The 20,594-nt window shown below is 63.8% G+C and carries 15 protein-coding genes and 1 tRNA gene; 15 read left to right on the top strand and 1 reads right to left on the bottom strand.

Annotation, left to right across the window (positions count from 1 at the left end; genetic code table 11):
• The first annotated feature begins 274 nt into the window (after window positions 1-274).
• The 4 genes from dnaG (at window position 275) to HWV67_RS26720 (ending at window position 8,127) form a co-directional block, all read left to right on the top strand.
• Window positions 275-2,251, top strand: coding sequence for a DNA primase (dnaG, locus tag HWV67_RS26735; RefSeq protein ID WP_110971528.1), 1,977 nt, complete (start codon window positions 275-277; stop codon window positions 2,249-2,251).
• 67 nt (window positions 2,252-2,318) lie between these two features.
• Window positions 2,319-4,169, top strand: a complete 1,851-nt coding sequence (gene rpoD, locus HWV67_RS26730) for an RNA polymerase sigma factor RpoD (RefSeq protein WP_095156168.1) — start codon at window positions 2,319-2,321, stop codon at window positions 4,167-4,169.
• Between the two features lie 124 nt (window positions 4,170-4,293).
• Complete coding sequence (locus HWV67_RS26725; protein WP_175653448.1) at window positions 4,294-8,037, top strand: bifunctional diguanylate cyclase/phosphodiesterase; 3,744 nt, start codon at window positions 4,294-4,296, stop codon at window positions 8,035-8,037.
• Between the two features lie 13 nt (window positions 8,038-8,050).
• Window positions 8,051-8,127 (top strand) — tRNA-Ile (locus HWV67_RS26720).
• 51 nt (window positions 8,128-8,178) lie between these two features.
• Here HWV67_RS26720 and HWV67_RS26715 read toward each other — a convergent pair.
• Entirely contained in the window at window positions 8,179-8,967 is a 789-nt protein-coding gene (locus HWV67_RS26715) for an AraC family transcriptional regulator (protein WP_175653447.1), read from the bottom strand.
• A gap of 85 nt (window positions 8,968-9,052) precedes the next feature.
• On the opposite strand from HWV67_RS26715, the gene panB reads away from it, so the two are divergent.
• The 11 genes from panB (at window position 9,053) to HWV67_RS26660 (ending at window position 20,588) form a co-directional block, all read left to right on the top strand.
• Entirely contained in the window at window positions 9,053-9,874 is an 822-nt protein-coding gene (panB, locus tag HWV67_RS26710; protein WP_175653446.1) for a 3-methyl-2-oxobutanoate hydroxymethyltransferase, read from the top strand.
• 57 nt (window positions 9,875-9,931) lie between these two features.
• The gene (locus HWV67_RS26705) at window positions 9,932-10,390 is read left to right on the top strand and encodes an Lrp/AsnC family transcriptional regulator (protein ID WP_095156172.1); all 459 of its coding nucleotides are present in this window, start codon (window positions 9,932-9,934) and stop codon (window positions 10,388-10,390) included.
• Window positions 10,391-10,598: 208 nt separating this feature from the next.
• Window positions 10,599-12,281: a flavin monoamine oxidase family protein gene (locus HWV67_RS26700; protein WP_175653445.1), complete on the top strand. Its 1,683-nt coding sequence runs from the start codon at window positions 10,599-10,601 to the stop codon at window positions 12,279-12,281.
• A gap of 13 nt (window positions 12,282-12,294) precedes the next feature.
• The gene (locus tag HWV67_RS26695; RefSeq protein ID WP_175653444.1) at window positions 12,295-13,095 is read left to right on the top strand and encodes a carbon-nitrogen hydrolase family protein; all 801 of its coding nucleotides are present in this window, start codon (window positions 12,295-12,297) and stop codon (window positions 13,093-13,095) included.
• A 41-nt stretch (window positions 13,096-13,136) separates the two neighbouring features.
• On the top strand, window positions 13,137-15,347 hold the full coding sequence (pqqF, locus tag HWV67_RS26690; RefSeq protein ID WP_175653443.1) for a pyrroloquinoline quinone biosynthesis protein PqqF: 2,211 nt from the start codon (window positions 13,137-13,139) through the stop codon (window positions 15,345-15,347).
• A 161-nt stretch (window positions 15,348-15,508) separates the two neighbouring features.
• Window positions 15,509-15,580, top strand: coding sequence for a pyrroloquinoline quinone precursor peptide PqqA (pqqA, locus tag HWV67_RS26685; RefSeq protein WP_003243383.1), 72 nt, complete (start codon window positions 15,509-15,511; stop codon window positions 15,578-15,580).
• A gap of 136 nt (window positions 15,581-15,716) precedes the next feature.
• Window positions 15,717-16,628: a pyrroloquinoline quinone biosynthesis protein PqqB gene (gene pqqB / locus HWV67_RS26680; RefSeq protein ID WP_175653442.1), complete on the top strand. Its 912-nt coding sequence runs from the start codon at window positions 15,717-15,719 to the stop codon at window positions 16,626-16,628.
• 14 nt (window positions 16,629-16,642) lie between these two features.
• Window positions 16,643-17,398, top strand: coding sequence for a pyrroloquinoline-quinone synthase PqqC (gene pqqC, locus HWV67_RS26675; protein ID WP_175653441.1), 756 nt, complete (start codon window positions 16,643-16,645; stop codon window positions 17,396-17,398).
• Entirely contained in the window at window positions 17,395-17,670 is a 276-nt protein-coding gene (gene pqqD, locus HWV67_RS26670) for a pyrroloquinoline quinone biosynthesis peptide chaperone PqqD (protein ID WP_110971515.1), read from the top strand. Before pqqC ends, pqqD begins: the two co-directional genes overlap by 4 nt.
• Entirely contained in the window at window positions 17,642-18,802 is a 1,161-nt protein-coding gene (pqqE, locus tag HWV67_RS26665) for a pyrroloquinoline quinone biosynthesis protein PqqE (protein WP_175653440.1), read from the top strand. Before pqqD ends, pqqE begins: the two co-directional genes overlap by 29 nt.
• The gene (locus HWV67_RS26660; RefSeq protein WP_175653439.1) at window positions 18,768-20,588 is read left to right on the top strand and encodes a S9 family peptidase; all 1,821 of its coding nucleotides are present in this window, start codon (window positions 18,768-18,770) and stop codon (window positions 20,586-20,588) included. Before pqqE ends, HWV67_RS26660 begins: the two co-directional genes overlap by 35 nt.
• Window positions 20,589-20,594 lie beyond the last annotated feature (6 nt).

Here is a 20,594-nt window from a genome sequence, read left to right as displayed (position 1 = left end):
CCGGCAGATGTTCTGCTGTTTACTCCGGCAGCGACCCAGGTCGTGATGCCAGAGACGCCCAGACTGTTTATCAGCGCGGGCAAGCCTGCTTAAATCGTCAGAACTGGCCTCAACGCCAGCCGTGCACGTCACCACTGACGAGCCCTTACGGGCTGCAGACGAGCACACCCTTCTTTCCGTTTTTGCGTCATGCCATTCGACACCTGCTTCGAATGCACCGTCGTTCCCGCTGCATTAGCGATAGACTTTGTTATCGCCTGACGACGAGAGAGCCATGGCCGGGTTGATTCCCCAAAGCTTCATTGACGACCTTCTGAACCGCACCGACATCGTCGATGTGGTGAGTTCTCGCGTCCAGCTGAAAAAAGCCGGCAAGAACCTCACCGCCTGCTGCCCGTTCCACAAGGAAAAGACCCCGTCCTTCAGCGTCAGCCCCGACAAGCAGTTCTATTACTGCTTCGGCTGTGGCGCTGGCGGTAACGCCCTCGGCTTCATCATGGACCACGACAACCTGGACTTTCCCCAGGCTGTCGAAGAACTGGCCAAGGCCGCGGGGATGGAAATCCCCCGCGAAGAAAGCGGTCGCGGACACAAGCCGCGCCAGCCGACCGATTCGCCGCTCTACCCGCTGCTCACTGCTTCCGCCGAGTTTTATCGCCAGGCCCTGAAAAGCCACCCGACCCGCAAGGCGGCGGTGGACTACCTCAAGGGTCGCGGCCTGTCCGGGGAAATCGCCCGCGACTTCGGCCTCGGTTTCGCCCCGCCCGGCTGGGACAACCTGTTCAAGCACCTGGGCAGCGACACCTTGCAACAAAAGGCCATGATCGACGCCGGCCTGCTCATCGAGAACGCCGAATCCGGCAAGCGCTACGACCGCTTCCGCGACCGGGTCATGTTCCCGATCCGCGACAGTCGCGGCAGAGTGATCGCCTTCGGTGGCCGGGTACTCGGCGACGACAAGCCGAAATACCTCAACTCCCCGGAAACCCCGGTCTTTCACAAGGGCCAGGAGCTGTACGGGCTGTACGAGGCACGCAAATTCAACCGCAACCTCGACGAGATCATCGTCGTCGAGGGCTACATGGACGTCATCGCCCTCGCCCAGCAAGGCCTGCGCAATGCCGTCGCAACCTTGGGTACGGCGACCAGTGAGGAACACCTCAAACGCCTGTTCCGCGTGGTGCCCAGCGTATTGTTCTGCTTCGACGGCGACCAAGCCGGCCGCAACGCTGCCTGGCGTGCACTGGAAGCCGCGCTGTCGAGCCTGCAGGATGGCCGCAAGGCGCGCTTCCTGTTCCTGCCCGAAGGTGAAGACCCAGACACCCTGGTACGCGCCGAAGGCACCGATGCCTTCCGTGCCCGCATCAACCAGCATGCCCAGCCGCTGGCCGACTACTTCTTCCAGCAACTGACCGAGGAAGCCGACCCGCGCTCGCTCGAAGGCAAGGCCCACATGGCCACCCTCGCCGCACCGCTGATCGACAAAGTGCCGGGCGCCAACCTGCGCGCCCTGATGCGCAATCGTCTGAAGGAAATCACCGGGCTGGACAACCAGCAGGTCGAGCGACTGGCCCAGAGCGCGCCGCGCGAAGCGCCGCCGGCCTACGACCCGGGCATCGACTACGATGCGATTCCGGACTACAGCCAGGACTACAGCGACTTCCACCAGCCGGAGCACTTCCAGCCCCAGCAGCAATGGACGCCCAACCAGGGCGGACAGCAGCAGAAGAAGAAATGGGACGGCCAGGGCAAGAAGGGCAAACCGTGGGACCGCAATGGCAAACGCCAGGAATTCCACCCGGCATGGGTCCCGACCTCGGTCGAACCACCGACCATCATCGCCCTGCGGACCTTGCTGCATCACCCGGAGCTGGCGAGAAAAGTCGAGGAAACCAGTCATTTCGCCGCCGAAGAGCATCTTCACGCGCAACTGCTGGTAGCACTGGTCGAAGCGCTGCAAAAAAAACCTGAGCTACGCTCATTACAGTTGATCGCACGCTGGCACGGCACTGAACAAGGCCGTCTGCTGCGGGCGCTGGCGGAAAAGGAATGGCTGATCGATGCCGACAACCTTGAACAACAGTTTTTCGACACTATAACTAGCTTGTCCGCTCGCCAACGCGAGCGCAGCCTGGAACATCTGCTCAGAAAAGCACGTCAAAGCGAATTGAGCGCAGAGGAAAAAAATCAGCTGCGCGACCTACTGAGTCGCAATGTTCCCGCACAAACCCCGACCTCAACTGGCGCGTGAGGTCCATGCTCGGGTATAATCCTCGGCTTGTTTTTTGCCCGCCAAGACCTTCAGTGGATAGGGTGTTATGTCCGGAAAAGCGCAACAGCAGTCTCGCATCAAAGAGTTGATCACCCGCGGTCGTGAGCAGGGCTACCTGACTTACGCGGAGGTCAACGACCACCTGCCGGAGGATATTTCAGATCCGGAACAGGTGGAAGACATCATCCGCATGATCAACGACATGGGGATCAACGTATTCGAGAGTGCTCCGGATGCGGATGCCCTTTTGTTGGCCGAAGCCGACACCGACGAAGCCGCGGCCGAAGAAGCCGCAGCAGCGTTGGCGGCTGTGGAAACCGACATTGGTCGCACCACCGACCCAGTGCGCATGTACATGCGCGAAATGGGTACCGTCGAGCTTCTGACCCGTGAAGGCGAAATCGAAATCGCCAAGCGGATCGAGGAAGGCATCCGTGAAGTAATGAGCGCTATCGCTCACTTCCCAGGTACCGTCGAATACATCCTCGGCGAATATGATCGCGTTACCGTCGAAGGCGGTCGGCTGTCCGACGTCCTGAGCGGCTACATCGACCCGGACGACGGTATTGCACCGCCGGCCGAAGTGCCTCCGCCTGTCGATCCGAAAGCCCCGGCCAAGGCCGAAGGTGACGAAGACGAAGACGAAGAGAAAGAAGGTGCCGAGGAAGAGGAAGAGACCGAAAGCGGTCCCGATCCTGAAATCGCGCGCCAACGTTTCGGTGCCGTCGCCGAACAACTGGAAGCTACCACCAAGATCCTGAAGAAGCATGGTCGCGGCAGCAAGCAAGGCGTTGCCGAGCTGCTGGCACTGGCCGAGCTGTTCATGCCGATCAAGCTGGTTCCGAAGCAGTTCGAAGTACTGGTCGAGCGTGTTCGCGGTGCACTTGAGCGTCTGCGTGCCCAGGAACGCGCAATCATGCAACTGTGCGTCCGTGACGCCCGCATGCCACGCGCCGACTTCCTGCGTCTGTTCCCGAGCAACGAAGTCGACATGACCTGGAGCGGCGACCTCGCCAAGCGCAGCACCAAATGGGCTGAAGCCCTGGGTCGCCTGGACGCGGACATCGTGCGTTGCCAGCAGAAGCTGGTCGACCTCGAAGCCGAAACCGGTCTGACCATCGCCGAGATCAAGGACGTCAACCGTCGCATGTCGATCGGTGAAGCCAAGGCTCGTCGTGCCAAGAAAGAAATGGTCGAGGCCAACCTGCGTCTGGTTATCTCGATCGCCAAGAAGTACACCAACCGCGGCCTGCAGTTCCTCGACCTGATCCAGGAAGGCAACATCGGCCTGATGAAGGCGGTGGACAAGTTCGAATACCGTCGCGGTTACAAGTTCTCGACTTATGCCACCTGGTGGATTCGTCAGGCGATCACCCGTTCGATCGCCGACCAGGCCCGCACCATCCGTATTCCGGTGCACATGATCGAGACGATCAACAAGCTCAACCGCATTTCCCGGCAGATGCTGCAGGAAATGGGTCGTGAACCGACCCCGGAAGAGCTGGGCGAACGCATGGAAATGCCTGAAGACAAGATCCGCAAGGTACTGAAGATCGCCAAAGAGCCGATCTCCATGGAAACCCCGATCGGCGACGACGAAGATTCGCATCTGGGTGACTTCATCGAAGACTCGACCATGCAGTCGCCAATCGATGTCGCCACTGTCGAAAGCCTCAAGGAAGCAACCCGTGACGTGCTCTCGGGCCTGACCGCACGCGAGGCCAAAGTGCTGCGCATGCGTTTCGGTATCGACATGAACACCGATCACACCCTCGAAGAGGTCGGCAAACAGTTCGACGTGACCCGTGAACGGATCCGTCAGATTGAAGCCAAGGCGCTGCGCAAGCTGCGTCACCCGACGCGAAGCGAGCACCTGCGCTCCTTCCTCGACGAGTAATGACAAACCCCGGCACCCGCCGGGGTTTTTCTTTTCCGCTCGGAAAATCCTACTGTCGGCAGCGGCCCTGTGGACGGAATGCCCGTCTACACTCGACTCTATCCATTAGATCGATGAGGCCGCTATGCCGAGAATGCCGGCCCTTCTGTTATCGCTCCTGCTGGCCTGGAGCGCGACGGCCGGCGCCTTGACCCTGACTGAAGAAGAGCAGGCCTGGCTCAGTGCGCACCCCAAACTGCGCCTGGGCGCCGATGCTTCTTGGCCACCGTTTGAATACCGGGACCAGGAAGGCCGCTACCAGGGATTGGCCGCCGACTATATCTCTGTGATTCAGGACCGCCTGAATGTCACTTTCGAGCCGGCGGAGCCCACCACCTGGACCGCTTTACTCGAACGCGCGCGACAGAACCAACTCGACCTGTTGCCGAGTGTCATGTCCACCCCGGAGCGCCAGGCCTACCTGTCCTTCACCCGCCCTTACCTCGACTTCCCCATGGTTATCCTGTCCCATGAAGGCGGCCCCCAATCCAAGGACCTGAAGGACCTCTACGGCCGGAAAATCGCCGTGGTGGAAAACTCTGCTCCGCATGAACTGCTGCGCACCCACCACCCCGACCTCAACCTGGTGGCGATGCCGAACGTCAGCTCCACCCTGCAAGCCCTGGCCACAGATGAAGTGGACGCCGTAGTCGGCGACCTTGCCTCCAGCGTCTGGAGCCTGCGCGAACTCAAGCTCGAAGGCCTCTATGTCAGTGGTGAAACGCCTTACCGCTATCAACTGGCAATGGGCGCTCCGAAGGACCAGAAAGTGCTGGTCGGCATCCTCGACAAAGCCATCGCCGACATGACGCCCGAGGAAATCAACAGCATCCAGCAGCGCTGGGTCGGCAACGTCCTGGATCAGCGCACCGTCTGGCCCGACTTGCTGCTCTACGGCCTGCCCGGCGTACTGTTCATGGTGGCGATACTGGCGGGCGTCATGCGCGTCAACCGCCGCCTCAGTTCCGAGATTTCCAGGCGCATCGCGCTGGAACAAGAACTGCGCAGCAGCGAATACCACTACCGCGGCCTGGTCGAGAGCCTGTCGGCCATTGCCTGGGAAGCCGACGCCAATGACTTCACCTACAACTACGTGTCTCCCCACGCCGAAGACCTCCTTGGCTACCCGCTCAGCCGCTGGCTGGAGCCTGGTTTCTGGCGCTCCATCCTGCACCCCGAGGACGCGCTGTGGGCGCAGGCTTACTGCGACGCGGAAACCGCGGCCGGCCGCGATCACAGCCTCGATTACCGGGTAATCCGTTCCGATGGCCGAACCCTGTGGATCCGCGACATCGTCAGCCTGATCGAACACGGTCATAGACCGGTAATGCGCGGCCTGATGATCGACATCAGCGAGGCCAAATACACCGAGCAAGCGCTGCGCCTGTCAGAGCAGAAGTTCGCTTCGGTCTTCCATCAGTGCCCCGACATCCTGGTCATCGCCCGGCTCAGCGACGGCTGCCTGCTGGAGGTCAACGAAACATTCGTGGAACAGATCGGCCTGAGCCCTTCCCAGGTTGTTGGCCGAACCGCCACCGAATTGAACATCTGGGGCGTCGAAGGCATTGGCGCCGGCTTGCTGGAACGCCTGCAGCGGGGCAGCGTGCGCAATCTGGAGATGAGTTTCCGGCGCAGTAACGGCCAGTTGTTCACCGGCCTGATTTCGGCAGAATCCTTCGACCTGGAAAGCACCCCGGCGCTGGTGGTGGCGGTGCGTGATATCAACCAGCTCAAGGAAACCCAACAGCAACTGCAGATTTCCGAAGAGAAGTTCGCCAAGGCCTTCCACGCCTCTCCCGACGGCATGCTGCTGTCGCGTCAGAGCGATGGGCTGCTATTGGAGGTCAATGAAGGCTTTTGCCGCCTGACCGGCTTCGACAGCCATTCGTCCCTCGACCACACCGCCATCGACCTGGGCATCTGGGTCAACCTGAACGAACGCCGGCAAATGCTGGAGATACTGAAAAAGGATGGCTTCGTCCGCGATTTCACCTGCAACCTGAGGCGCAGCGACGGGCAGATCCGTCTGTGCGAACTGTCGGCCAGGCCGCTGCCCATCGGCGGCATCGACTGCATGCTGACTATCGCCCGCGACATCACCGACCGCCAGCAGATGCAGGAAAAACTGCAACTGGCGGCGACCGTCTTTGAAAACACCGCCGAAGGCGTGCTCATCACTGACACCGAGCAACACATCAGTGCGGTCAACCGGGCGTTCAGCGAAATCACCGGCTACAGCGAAGCCGAAGTGCTCGGCCAGACCCCGCGCCTGCTCGCCTCTGGCCAGCACGACAGCGCCTTCTACGCCGCCATGTGGCATCAACTGAGCGCAGAAGGCCATTGGCAAGGCGAGATCCTCAACCGGCGCAAGAATGGCGAGCTTTACCCCAGCTGGCTGACCATCAGCGCCGTGCGCAACCCGGAACTGGGCACCACGCATTTCGTCGCGGTGTTCGCCGATATCTCCAGCCTCAAGCACGCCCAGGCCAAGCTCGACTACCAGGCCCACCACGACCCGCTCACCGGCCTGCCCAACCGCACGCTGTTCGAAAACCGCCTGCAAGCGGCGCTGCACTGCACACAAGCATCGAGCCGCCAGGGCGCGGTGTTGTTCCTCGATCTGGACCGTTTCAAGCACATCAACGACAGCCTCGGCCACCCGGTCGGCGACTTGCTGCTCAAGGCCATCGCCCATCGACTGAAGGAACAGGTGCGCGACATCGACACCGTGGCCCGCCTCGGCGGCGATGAATTCATCATCCTGCTGCCCGGCCTGCACCAGGCCAGCGATGCCGAGCACATCGCACAGAAAGTGCTGACCTGCTTCAACGCGCCGTTCCAGGCCGGCGACCACGAGTTCTTCTCCAGCGCCAGCATCGGCATCAGCCTGTACCCGCAGGACGGCGCCGATGTGGCCTCGCTGATCCGCAACGCCGACGCGGCGATGTACCGCTCCAAGGCCAAGGGGCGCAACCGGGTCGAGTCCTACACCCGCGACCTCACCGCCCAGGCCAGCGAGCGCATCGCCCTGGAGCATGAACTGCGCCGGGCCATCGAGCGCAACGAGCTGAGCCTGTACTTCCAGCCCAAACTGAGCCTGAAGAACCACGCACTCGTCGGCGCCGAAGCCTTGATCCGCTGGACCAACCCGACCTTCGGCGACGTCCCGCCCGAGCACTTCATCCCGTTGGCCGAGGAGAACGGCATGATCCTGCCGCTCGGCGACTGGGTGCTGGAGCGCGCCTGCCAGCAGATGCATGAATGGAAAAGTCACTACCAGGCTTTCGGCCCGCTGTCGGTCAACCTGGCCGGCGCGCAATTGCGCCAGCCGGGGCTGGTGCGGCGCATCGAGCAACTGCTCAAGACCTACCAGCTCAAGGCCGGCGACCTGCAACTGGAGATCACCGAGAACTTCATCATGAGCCAGGCCGAGGAAGGCCTGGCGATCCTTCACCAGCTCAAGCATTTGGGCGTGCAACTGGCGATCGACGACTTCGGCACCGGCTATTCGTCCCTCAGCTACCTAAAGCGCCTGCCGCTGGACATCCTCAAGATCGACCAGTCGTTTATCCGCGGCCTGCCCGACGACCCCAACGACGCCGCCATCGCCCGCGCCATCATTGCCCTGGGCCGCAGCATGCAATTGACCATCATTGCCGAGGGCGTCGAGACCCAGGCACAGCAGGAATTCCTCGCCGCCGAAGGCTGCGAACAGATCCAGGGCTACATCGTCAGCCTGCCGCTGCCGCCGCACGCCTTTGCCGAGTCGTTTTTACGCATAGTACTTTCGGATCTTTCGGATGGCACTGCCTGGAATCCCTCGATATAATCCGCGACCTCTGGGGCCTATAGCTCAGTCGGTTAGAGCAGAGGACTCATAATCCTTTGGTCCACGGTTCGAGTCCGTGTGGGCCCACCAGATACCAAAAGCCGCGCACTGCGCGGCTTTTTCATTTCTCCCGGGCGGGCATCAGCCCAGGCCGAGCGCATAAGCGCCGGGCGTCTCGCCATAGTGGCGCTGAAACAGCGCAATGAACGCCGACACCGAGTCATACCCCAAGTCATTCGCCACCGCCGTAACGCTCGTGCCTTGCGCCAGCATCGGCAGCGCCGCCAGCAAGCGCAGGCGTTGGCGCCAGGCCTGGAACGACAGTTGCGTCTGCGCCTGGAACAAGCGCACCAGGGTGCGCCGCGACGCGCCGACCTGTTGCGCCCATTCCTCGATACCACGGTTATCGCCCGGCTCAGCCTGCAAGGCGTCGGTGATACGGCGCAGGCGCGGGTCGCTGGGCAGCGGCAGGCTGAAAGGCGCCTCGGGCAATTCGCGCACTTCATCCACCAGCACCTGCAACAACCGCGCTTGCGGGCCCTGCTCGGGATAGTCGTTGGCGAAGTGGCTGGCCTTTTCGATCAGCTCGCGCACCAGTGGCGTGACCTGCACCACTGCGCAATCCCGTGCATAGCCCTTGAGGATGCCGTCACCCAAATAGAGGCTGCGAAAAGCCAGCGCCCGCTCGCTGTAGACGGTGTGGTGCACGCCGGGCGGAATCCACACGGCACACTGCGGCGGCAGCAGGTAGCTGTGGCGCTCGGTCAGTACTTGCATGATCCCCGCGCTGGCGTAGGTGAACTGCACCCAGTCATGGCTGTGCATGTCCACCCGATAGCCCGCCGGGATATCGAACATGCGCCCGTGCACCGACCGGGTCAGTTGCTCCGGCACTGGCGGTACCGGGGCGGGTTGTCCCGTGTGCGGCATTGTTAGTCCCCTTTGCTCAAGTGAGCCAGAAGAGCCGATGGTAGCCTGCGCCGCGTCTCGTTGAACAACGCCAGGAGCACACGTCATGAGCACACAGATCCGCGCAAGCCGCCTGACCATTCCCGCCATCCGCCAGCGCAAGGGCGCCGGCAGCCTGGTGGCGCTGACGGCGTACAGCCTGCCGATGGCGCGCTGGGTGGATGCCCACGCCGACATCATCATCGTTGGCGACTCGGTGGGCATGGTGCTGTACGGCATGCCCAGCACCCTGGGCGTGACCCTCGACATGATGATCGCCCACGGCCAGGCGGTGATGCGCGGCGCCGAGCGCGCCTGTGTGGTGGTGGACATGCCGTTCGGCAGCTACCAGGCCTCGCCGGAGCAGGCGTTTCTCAATGCCGCGAAGCTGTTGCGCGACACCGGTGCCCAGGGCATCAAGCTGGAAGGCGGCGAGGAGATGGCCGACACGGTGGCGTTCCTCAGTCAGCGTGGGATTCCGGTGATGGCCCATGTCGGACTGATGCCGCAGCAGGTCAACAGCCAGGGCGGTTTCAAGGCTCAGGGCCGGGATCAGGAAAGCGCGGCAAAGGTGCGTCGCGATGCGCTGGCGATGCAGGCGGCCGGTGCGTTTTCGGTGGTGTTGGAAGGCATCGCCGAGCCTCTGGCGCGGGCCTTGAGCGAGGAGCTGGAGATTCCCACCATCGGCATCGGTGCCTCACCGGCCTGCGACGGGCAGGTGCTGGTGACGGAAGACCTGCTGGGGCTGTTCGGCGAATACCAGCCGCGCTTCGTCAAACGCTACGCCGAGCTGCAGGGGCCGATCGACCGGGCGCTGGGCGAGTATGCGCGGGAAGTGCGCGCGGGGGTTTTCCCCGCATTGGAGCACTGCTTCAAGGCGGCGGGTTGAGTCGCCCGGCGCCGTCTGTACACTGGGCCGACCTTCACCGTTGTACCCGGGAATCCCATGTCCGACAGCCGCACCGCCCTCGATGAAATCGACCGCCAGCTTATCGCCGCCTTGCAGATCAACGCCCGCGAAAGCGTCGCCACCCTCGCCCGCCAACTGGGCATCGCCCGCACCACGGTGACCTCGCGGCTGGCGCGGCTGGAAAAGACCAAGGTGATCAGCGGCTACGGTGTGCGTCTTGGTCAGCGGGTGATCGATGGCGGGTTGCAGGCCTACGTGGGCATCACCGTACAACCGCGCTCCGGGCGAGAGGTGGTGCGGCGGTTGAGCGCCATGGGGCAGGTGCAGCAGCTTTGCGCGGTGAGTGGCGAGTTTGATTACGTGGCGTGGCTGCGCAGTGAGTCGCCGGAACAGCTCGATCAGTTGCTGGACCAGATCGGCAGCCTGGAAGGGGTGGAGAAGACCACCACGTCGATCATTCTGAGTAGCAAGGTGGACCGGGGGCAGCCGGTTTAGCTGGCGGCGCCCTGATCTGTAGGAGCGAGCTCGCGCGAAAACCAGCGCAACTGTCATTCTGCAAACACAACCCGTCATATCGACCAAAAACACCACAAAACGACAACACTCTGCATCTTAATTACGAACACTCCACTCCCTAAAATTGACCCCAGGCATTTCCTATACTCAGGCTCCGCACCCCGCGCAGCCCCTGGCAAGGTCAATCATGAACAAGAACAACCGCCACCCCGCCGACGGCAAGAAGCCCGTCACCATCTTCGGTCCCGACTTCCCTTTCGCCTTCGATGACTGGATCGAACACCCGGCCGGTCTGGGCAGCATTCCCGCCGAACGTCATGGTGAAGAAGTGGCGATCGTCGGTGCCGGTATCGCCGGGCTGGTGGCGGCCTACGAATTGATGAAGCTGGGCCTCAAGCCGGTGGTCTACGAGGCCTCGAAGATGGGCGGGCGCCTGCGTTCGCAAGCCTTCGCCGGGACCGAGGGCATCGTCGCCGAGCTGGGCGGCATGCGTTTTCCGGTGTCGTCCACGGCCTTCTATCACTACGTCGACAAACTCGGCCTCGAAACCAAGCCCTTCCCCAACCCGCTGACGCCCGCCTCCGGCAGCACGGTGATCGACCTCGAAGGCCAGACCCACTACGCGGAAAAGATCAGCGACCTGCCGGCCCTGTTCCAGGAAGTCGCCGACGCCTGGGCCGACGCCCTGGAAGACGGCTCGCGCTTCGGTGATATCCAGCAGGCGATCCGCGACCGCGATGTACCGCGTCTGAAAGAACTGTGGAACACGCTGGTTCCGCTGTGGGATGACCGCACGTTCTACGACTTCGTCGCCACCTCGAAAGCCTTCGCCAAGCTGAGCTTCCTGCACCGCGAAGTGTTCGGTCAGGTCGGTTTCGGCACCGGCGGCTGGGACTCGGACTTCCCCAACTCGATGCTGGAAATCTTCCGCGTGGTGATGACCAACTGCGACGACCACCAGCATCTGATTGTCGGCGGTGTCGAGCAGGTGCCGCTGGGTATCTGGAAGCACGTGCCCGAGCGCTGCGCCCATTGGCCGGCCGGCACCAGCCTGGCGTCGCTGCACCGGGGTGCGCCGCGGCCGGGGGTCAAGCGCATCGCCCGCAATGCCGACGGCAGCGTGGCGGTCACCGATAACTGGGGCGACACGCGCAACTACGCGGCCGTGCTGACCACCTGCCAGAGCTGGCTGCTGACCACTCAAATCGAGTGCGAGGAATCGCTGTTCTCGCAGAAGATGTGGATGGCCTTGGACCGCACCCGCTACATGCAGTCGTCGAAGACCTTCGTGATGGTCGACCGCCCCTTCTGGAAGGACAAGGACCCGGAAACCGGCCGCGACCTGATGAGCATGACCCTCACCGATCGCCTGACCCGCGGCACCTACCTGTTCGACAACGGCGACGACAAGCCGGGGGTGATCTGCCTGTCCTATTCGTGGATGAGCGACGCGCTGAAGATGCTGCCGCACCCGGTGGAAAAGCGGGTCAAGCTGGCGCTGGATGCGCTGAAGAAGATCTACCCGAAGGTGGATATCGCCGGGCATATCATCGGCGATCCGATCACCGTGTCGTGGGAAGCCGACCCGTATTTCCTCGGTGCCTTCAAGGGCGCGCTGCCGGGTCATTACCGCTACAACCAGCGCATGTACGCGCACTTCATGCAGCAGGACATGCCCGCCGAACAGCGCGGCATTTTCATCGCCGGTGACGATGTATCCTGGACCCCGGCCTGGGTCGAGGGCGCGGTGCAGACCTCGCTCAACGCAGTTTGGGGCATCATGAATCACTTCGGCGGTCGCACCCACGCCGACAACCCGGGCCCGGGCGATGTGTTCAACGAAATCGGCCCGATCGCCCTCGCCGACTGACAGGAGATTCAACATGCGTATCGCCCTCTACCAGGGCTCGCCGCAGCCACTGGACGTTGCCGGCAACCTTGAGCGTCTGCAGCAGCAGGCGCAGGTTGCCGCCTCCCGCGGGGCCGAGTTGCTGGTGTGTCCGGAGATGTTCCTTACCGGCTACAACATCGGCAGCGAAGCCGTCGCCCGCCTGGCCGAAGCCGAAGACGGCGCCTCGGCGATGCGCGTGGTGGAAATCGCCCAGGCCAACCGTATCGCCATCGTCTATGGCTACCCGGAGCTGGGCGACGACGGACGGATCTTCAACAGCGTGCAGTTGATCGACGCCCACGGCAGCAGCCTCGGCAACTACCGCAAGACCCACCTGTTCGGTGGCCTCGACCGGGCGATGTTCAGCCCCGGCGACAACCACTTCCCGGTGGTGGAACTCAACGGCTGGAAGGTCGGCATGCTGATCTGCTACGACATCGAGTTCCCGGAGAACGCCCGCCGCCTGGCCATGGCCGGCGCCGAGCTGATCCTGGTGCCGACGGCGAACATGGAACCCTACGATTTCATCTGCCAGGTGACCGTGCGCTCCCGTGCCCACGAAAACCAGTGCTACCTGGTCTACGCCAACTACAGCGGCGCCGAGGGCGAGATCCACTACTGCGGCCAAAGCAGCATCGTCGGCCCCGACGGCAGCGTCCTCGCCATGGCCGGGCGCGATACCGCGCTGCTGTCGGCCGACCTGGAACTGCGTCGGGTCCACGAAGGCCGCGCCCACACGCCCTACCTGCAAGACCTGCGCAGCGAGCTGCACCGCGAGCCGCGCAGCGACTGATTTATCCGCTAGCATGATGGCTCGCGCGTTTCGGAGCCGTCATGTCCAGCACCCTCCAGCACCTCATCCTGAGCAACGGCCTGCGGGTCGCCCTGCGCCATGCGCCGCACCTCAAGCGCTGCGCGGCAGCCGTGCGGGTGCATGCCGGCAGCCATGACGCGCCCACCGAATACCCCGGTCTGGCGCATTTTCTTGAGCACCTGTTCTTTCTCGGCACTGCGCGCTTTCCGGTGGAAGACGGGCTGATGCGCTTCGTCCAGCGCCAAGGCGGGCAGCTCAACGCGAGCACCCGCGAGCGCACCACCGAGTTCTTTTTCGAGGTGCCGCCAGCGGCATTCCCCAATGCGCTGGAGCGGTTGTGCGAGATGCTCGCGAATCCGCTACTGACGCTGGAACGCCAGCGCGCCGAGCGCGAGGTGATCCATGCCGAGTGGGTTGCCTGGTCGGGCAATACCGAGGCGCAACGCCAATACGCGCTGTTGCGCAGCGTGTCGGCGAAGCATCCACTGAGCGGTTTTCATGCGGGCAATCGTGACAGCCTGCCAATCGATGAGCCGGCGTTTCAGCAGGCGCTGGCCGCTTTTCATCAGCGCTTTTATCAGGCCGGGCAAATGACCCTCAGCCTGAGCGGGCCGGAATCACTGGATGAGCTGGAACGGGCCGCGCGCGAATTCGGCAAGCTGTTCGCGACGGGAACGCGGATCGAGCAAACCGCGCCACCGGCCTTGCTCGACGGACCGCTGTGTGTGCCGCCAATCGACGGCCAGCTGGACCTGCTGTTCGCCCATGAGCATCTGCCGGACGGTGCCGACGAGGCCATCGACTACCTCACCACCTGGATCACGGACACGCGCCCGGGCGGGCTACCGGCCGAGTTGCGGCGGCGCGGCTGGCTGGAAGATTTCAGCTTCACCGCGTTGTACCGGTTCGGTGGTCAGGCACTGCTGCATGCACGATTGAAATTGAGCCCGAGCGCCGAGACGGTCGAGGCCGAAGCGTTATTGCACGACTGGCTGGCCTTCTTTCGCGAGGTGGATCACAGCGCCTTGTTGCTGGAATATCAGCGCCTGCAAGCGTGCCGCGATGCCGGCGCCAGCGCGCTGGAACTGGCACGTCGTGAGCGGCCGTTCACGGCGCTGGATCAGCAGGGGCAAGCGGCGCTGCGGGTGTTGTTGGCGGATGCCGGAGTGTCCCGTCATCCATGGCAATTACCCGAACCGGAACCGCTGCTCGCTGCCACGCTTGCCGAGGCTGGAGCCTCGCCCGTACCCGCCGGATTGACCGTCAGCCTTGCCCTGCCCGCCGTTCGCCAGTACGCCGCGCTGTACCTGCGCCTGCAATTCGAAGATCACGCCGAGCACCTTCGCGATGTGCTTAAGCCACTTATCGAACGCGCCAGCCGCGCCGCAGTTGAACTGCAATGGACCCGCACGGCCAACACCTGGCAACTGCGCTGTGCCGGTGCGCCCGCGCCAGTGCTGGCGGTCATTGAACAAGCGCTGTTGCAACTGGACGAGGCCAGCCCCGCCGAGCCGAGTGCGGAGCCGCCGCTGATCCCGATCCGCGCGCTGATGCGGGAACTGCCGCACCACGTGCTCGCTCCCGCCGCGCCGGGTTGGACCGCGCTGTCCACCGGCTTTGACGAGGCGGCGCAGAATGCTCTCAACCTGTTGCTGGCCAACCTCCCCGGCAACCCGATGACACTGCCGCCGCCTACACCGCCAGCCCGCCAATGGCATCACTACGCCGAGGCCAGCGGCGAAGCGGCCCTGCTGCTGTTCTGTCCCACCCCTGACGAAACCAGGGGGCGGCTGCTCGCGCAACTGATTCAGGGCCCGTTCTACCAGCGCCTGCGCAGTGAACTGCAACTGGGTTACGCGGTGTTCAGCGCCTTCCGGCAGATCCAGGGACACAGCGGACTGATGTTCGGCGTGCAATCGCCGAACGCCAGTCACGAGGAAATCCTCAGCCATATCCGCGCATTCCTGGCCCGGCCCACACCCCAGCTTGGCAGCGCCCGCGAAGCCCTCGCCGCGCAGCTTACTGAGCCAGCCATGGCCAATGCCGACGTCGCCGAATGGGCGTGGCAAACCCACCTGGCCGGCAACGACGGCTTCACTCTGGAGCCTCTGGCCGCGACCATCCTCACGCGCCAACAGGCGGATATCGACAGCGCCTGGGAACGCTTGCGCAGCGAAAACGACTGGTTGCTGCTGGCCAACGGGCCGGCGCCGGAGAGCGGCTGGCGTTGACTGTTACGGTTTTTGCAAAAGCTTTTCTGTAAAAATATTTAACCGTTCAGTTAATTTGTTTCGGTAAGATTGCGCAACCCCGAGACTTTGAACGCCTGCCCGAGAGGGTGGACTAAATGAGTAGCGGTGCCCTATCAGACCTATCCCGAAGGAGTAATCCCATGTGGACCAAACCTGCTTACACTGACCTGCGTATTGGCTTTGAAGTGACCATGTATTTCGCCAATCGCTGAGTCGATTCGCGGAACGACGCCTCGGTCGCCAATGAGGTTGGAGCACATCACGATGTAGGAGCGAGCTTGCTCGCGATGAGCCTCCACCCCCAATCGCCCGAGGCGTTTTCATTTTCAGACGGGGCAGGAGTAGGCCATGTACGTCCAGATTCTAGGTTCCGCCGCCGGCGGTGGTTTCCCGCAGTGGAACTGCAACTGCCCCAACTGCAAGGGCTACCGCGACGGCACGCTGCGGGCCAAGTCACGGACGCAATCGTCCATCGCCCTGTCCGACGACGGCGTGCACTGGATCCTCTGCAACGCCTCGCCGGATATCCGCGCCCAACTCCAGTCCTTCGCCCCGATGCAGCCGGCCCGCGCCGTGCGCGATAGCGGCATCGACGCGATCATCCTGCTCGACAGCCAGATCGACCACACCACCGGCCTGCTCAGCCTGCGCGAAGGCTGCCCGCATCAGGTCTGGTGCACCGAGATGGTCCATCAGGACCTCACCACCGGCTTCCCGCTGTTCAACATGCTCGAACACTGGAACGGCGGCCTGGCCTGGAACCGCATCGAACTGGACGGCAGCTTCACCATCGACGCCTGCCCCAACCTGCGTTTCAGCCCTTTCCCGCTGCGCAGCGCCGCACCGCCCTACTCGCCGCACCGCTTCGACCCGCACCCCGGCGACAACCTCGGCTTGATGGTCGAAGACCTGAGTACCGGCGGCAAACTGTTCTACGCGCCGGGCCTCGGCAAGGTCGACGACAGCCTGCTGCAACGCATGCAGGACGCCGACTGCCTGCTGGTGGACGGCACGCTGTGGAACGATGACGAAATGCAGCGCCGCGGGGTCGGCACCCGCACCGGCAGCGAAATGGGCCACCTGCCGCAGAACGGCCCCGGCGGCATGCTCCAGGTGCTGGAAGGCTTCCCCGCGCAGCGCAAGGTGCTTATCCACATCAACAACACCAACCCGATTCTCGATGAGGACTCGGCCGAGCGCGCCGAGCTGGACCGCCGTGGCGTGGAAGTCGCCTTCGACGGTATGAGCATCGAACTCTGAGGAGCCGCCAGGTAATGAGCGACGCGAAACCGCTGTCCCCCGCCGAATTCGAGCAGGCCCTGCGCGCCAAGGGCGCCTACTACCACATCCACCACCCGTATCATGTGGCGATGTACGAAGGCCGCGCGACCCGCGAGCAGATCCAGGGCTGGGTCGCCAACCGCTTCTACTATCAGGTGAACATTCCCCTGAAGGACGCCGCGATCCTCGCCAACTGCCCGGACCGCGACGTGCGCCGCGAGTGGCTGCAACGCATCCTCGACCACGATGGCGCGCCCGGCGAAGACGGCGGCATCGAAGCCTGGCTGCGCCTGGCCGAGTCGGTGGGGCTGGACCGCGAGCAAGTGCTGTCGCAGGAACTGGTGCTGCCCGGCGTGCGTTTCGCCGTGGACGCCTACGTCAATTTCGCCCGCCGCGCCTGCTGGCAGGAAGCGGCCAGCAGCTCGCTGACCGAACTGTTCGCGCCGCAGATCCACCAATCGCGCCTCGACACCTGGCCGCAGCATTACCCGTGGATCGACCCAACCGGCTACACCTACTTCCGCAATCGCCTGAGCCAGGCGCGGCGTGATGTCGAGCACGGTCTGGCGATCACCCTGCAGTACTACAAGACAGTGGAAGGCCAGCAGCGCATGCTGGAAATCCTCCAGTTCAAGCTGGATATTCTCTGGAGCATGCTCGACGCCATGAGCATGGCCTACGAACTCAACCGCCCGCCCTATCACAGCGTCACCGACGCGCGGGTCTGGCACCGGGGGATCGCCCTATGAGCTTCGACCGACACCTGACTCCGCGCTGGCGTCCCGGCTACCGCTTCCAGTACGAGCCGGCGCAGAAAGCCCACGTGCTGCTGTATCCCGAGGGCATGATCAAGCTCAATGAAAGCGCCGCGCTGATCGGCGAGCTGATCGACGGCGAGCGTGACGTCAACGCGATCATCGCCCTGCTCGACGAGAAATTCCCCGGCGTGCCCGAGCTTCCCGAAGACATCGAGCAATTCATGGAGGTGGCCCGTGCCGAACACTGGATCACCCTTGAGTGAGCTACCCGGCAAGCCCGAGGTCGGCCTGCCGTTGTGGCTGCTGGCCGAGCTGACCTACCGCTGCCCGCTGCAATGCCCGTACTGCTCCAACCCGCTGGACTTCGCCGCCCAGGGCCAGGAACTGACCACCGAACAGTGGTTCAAGGTGATGGCCGAGGCGCGGGAAATGGGTGCGGCGCAACTGGGCTTTTCCGGCGGTGAACCGCTGGTGCGCCAGGACCTCGCCGAGCTGATCGGTGAAGGCCGGCGACTGGGCTATTACACCAACCTGATCACCTCCGGCATAGGTCTGACCGAAGAGAAGATAGCCACCTTCAAGAAGGCCGGGCTCGATCACATTCAGATCAGCTTCCAGGCCAGCGACGAACAGGTGAACAACCTGCTCGCCGGCTCGAAGAAAGCCTTTGCGCAGAAACTGGAAATGGCCCGGGCGGTGAAGGCCCAGGGCTACCCGATGGTGCTGAACTTCGTCACCCACCGGCATAACATCGACCGCATCGACCGCATCATCGAGCTGTGCATCGCCCTCGAAGCCGACTTCGTCGAGCTCGCCACCTGCCAGTTCTACGGCTGGGCGCACCTGAACCGCGTCGGCCTGTTGCCGACCCGCGAGCAACTGGAACGCGCCGAGCGCATCACCAACGAATACCGCGATCGGCTCAAGGCCGAAGGCAACCCGTGCAAGCTGATCTTCGTCACCCCGGACTACTACGAAGAACGCCCCAAAGCCTGCATGAACGGCTGGGGCAGCGTGTTCCTCACCGTCACCCCGGACGGCACGGCCCTGCCCTGCCATGGCGCGCGGCAACTGCCGGTGCAGTTTCCCAACGTGCGCGAGCACAGCATGCAGCACATCTGGTACGACTCCTTCGGTTTCAACCGCTATCGTGGTTATGACTGGATGCCTGAGCCGTGCCGCTCGTGCGATGAGAAAGAACGTGATTTCGGCGGCTGCCGCTGCCAGGCGTTCATGCTTACCGGCGACGCCAGCAAGGCTGATCCGGTGTGTGCCAAATCGGCGGACCACGGCATGATTCTCGCGGCGCGGGAGGAGGCCGAGACCGCCAGCCTGACCATCGACCAGATGACCTTCCGCAATGATCGAAACTCCCGACTCATCGCTCGCGGCTGAGCGCTTCAGCGCCGAACAGGCCGTCGCCGCCGGCACCGACTTCGCCGAACTGAAGGTCGGTGCCCACGGCCTGTTCTGGAACGAATTCCGCCCACTCGACGGCGCCTGCCGGATCTGGCACTGGCGCGACGGCCTGGCCCGCTGCCTGACCCCGGTCGGCTTCAGCGTGCGCAGCCGGGTTTACGAATATGGCGGCGGCTCGTTCTGCCTGAACGACGACGGGCTGGTGTTCGTCAACGAAAGCGACCAACAGCTCTACCGCCAATCCCTCGACGGAGGCCCGCCGCAGGCCCTGACCCAAGGCCAGCGCCGCTATGGTGATCTGCTCTGGGCCGCCGGACGGGTGCTGGCGGTGGAAGAAACCCACGCCCCCGAACACGTGGAACATCGGCTGGTGGCCATTGCCGCCGACGGTGAACGCCACGTGCTGGCCGAAGGCGCGGACTTCTACGCCGCGCCGACCCTGAGCGACGATGGCCAGCGCCTGGCCTGGATCGAATGGAGCCGGCCCGACCAGCCCTGGACCGCGACCCGGCTTTATGTCCGTGACGGCCAGCAGGCACCGCGCTGCATCGCCGGCGACGACACTCCGCAATCACTGCAACAGCCGCGTTTCGACCGCGATGGCCGGCTTTACTGCCTGTCCGACCGCAACGGCTACTGGCAGCCCTGGGGCGAAATCGACGGTCAGTGGCAGCCCCTGCCCGCCGTCAACGCCGACCATGCCGGCGCGCCGTGGCAACTGGGCGCCAGCACCTGGCTGCCGGTTGGCGATGGCTACCTGGCGAGCTGGTTCGAAAGCGGTTTCGCCCGCCTCGGCCTGCGCACGGTGAACGGTGAACTGGACGACTTCAGCGGCGACTACAGCCGCTTCCGCAGCCTCGATCTGGACGCCACGTCGATCTACGCCATCGCCGCCTCATCGGTCAGCCCGCCAGCGGTGATCGCCATCGACCGCCATAGCCATGACGTCCAGGTGCTGGCCGGCGGCGTGCTGTCGTTGCCCGCCGAAGGCATCAGCCGCCCGCGTGGTTTCAGCTACCCGAGCGGCGACGGCGAAGCTCACGGCTTTTTCTACCCGGCCATGAACGGCAGCGGCCCGACGCCGCTGATCGTGTTCATCCATGGCGGGCCGACCTCCGCCTGTTATCCGGTGCTCGACCCGCGCATCCAGTACTGGGCACAGCGCGGCTTCGCCGTGGCCGACCTCAATTACCGCGGCAGCAGTGGCTATGGCCGGGCCTACCGGCAGGCGCTGCACTTGCGTTGGGGCGAGGTGGATGTGCAAGACGCCTGCGCGGCGGTCGCGCATCTGGCGGCTGAAGGCTTGATCGACGCGGCCCAGGCGTTTATCCGTGGTGGCAGCGCGGGCGGCTACACCACCTTGTGCGCCCTCGCCTTCCACGACGTGTTCCGCGCCGGCGCCAGCCTGTATGGGGTCAGCGATCCCGTGGCGCTGGCCCGGGCCACGCACAAGTTCGAAGGGGATTATCTGGACTGGCTGATCGGCGACCCGCAACGGGATGCCGAGCGCTACCACGCCCGCACGCCGCTACTGCACGCGGGGAACATCAAGGTGCCGGTGATTTTCTTCCAGGGCGAACTGGATGCGGTGGTGGTGCCGGAACAGACCCGTTCGATGCTGGCAGCGCTGAAGGCCAATGGGATCGAGGCGGTGGGACATTTCTATCCGACCGAGCGGCATGGGTTCAGGACGGCAGCGAACCTGGCGCATGCGTTGGAGGAAGAGTGGCGGTTTTACTGCAAGGTTTTGGGCGCGGGTTGATGACCT

This window comes from Pseudomonas sp. Marseille-P9899, assembly GCF_903166565.1.
Lineage (GTDB): Bacteria > Pseudomonadota > Gammaproteobacteria > Pseudomonadales > Pseudomonadaceae > Aquipseudomonas > Aquipseudomonas huaxiensis.
Note: the sequence above shows the minus strand (reverse complement) of the source record. Positions and strands in the feature narration are given on the sequence as shown.

Coding starts and splice junctions, on each gene's coding strand:
- dnaG (WP_110971528.1), top strand. CDS start 275: ATGGCCGGGTTGATTCCCCAAAGCTTCATTGACGACCTTCTGAACCGC.
- rpoD (WP_095156168.1), top strand. CDS start 2,319: ATGTCCGGAAAAGCGCAACAGCAGTCTCGCATCAAAGAGTTGATCACC.
- HWV67_RS26725 (WP_175653448.1), top strand. CDS start 4,294: ATGCCGAGAATGCCGGCCCTTCTGTTATCGCTCCTGCTGGCCTGGAGC.
- HWV67_RS26715 (WP_175653447.1), bottom strand. CDS start 8,967: ATGCCGCACACGGGACAACCCGCCCCGGTACCGCCAGTGCCGGAGCAA.
- panB (WP_175653446.1), top strand. CDS start 9,053: ATGAGCACACAGATCCGCGCAAGCCGCCTGACCATTCCCGCCATCCGC.
- HWV67_RS26705 (WP_095156172.1), top strand. CDS start 9,932: ATGTCCGACAGCCGCACCGCCCTCGATGAAATCGACCGCCAGCTTATC.
- HWV67_RS26700 (WP_175653445.1), top strand. CDS start 10,599: ATGAACAAGAACAACCGCCACCCCGCCGACGGCAAGAAGCCCGTCACC.
- HWV67_RS26695 (WP_175653444.1), top strand. CDS start 12,295: ATGCGTATCGCCCTCTACCAGGGCTCGCCGCAGCCACTGGACGTTGCC.
- pqqF (WP_175653443.1), top strand. CDS start 13,137: ATGTCCAGCACCCTCCAGCACCTCATCCTGAGCAACGGCCTGCGGGTC.
- pqqB (WP_175653442.1), top strand. CDS start 15,717: ATGTACGTCCAGATTCTAGGTTCCGCCGCCGGCGGTGGTTTCCCGCAG.
- pqqC (WP_175653441.1), top strand. CDS start 16,643: ATGAGCGACGCGAAACCGCTGTCCCCCGCCGAATTCGAGCAGGCCCTG.
- pqqD (WP_110971515.1), top strand. CDS start 17,395: ATGAGCTTCGACCGACACCTGACTCCGCGCTGGCGTCCCGGCTACCGC.
- HWV67_RS26660 (WP_175653439.1), top strand. CDS start 18,768: ATGATCGAAACTCCCGACTCATCGCTCGCGGCTGAGCGCTTCAGCGCC.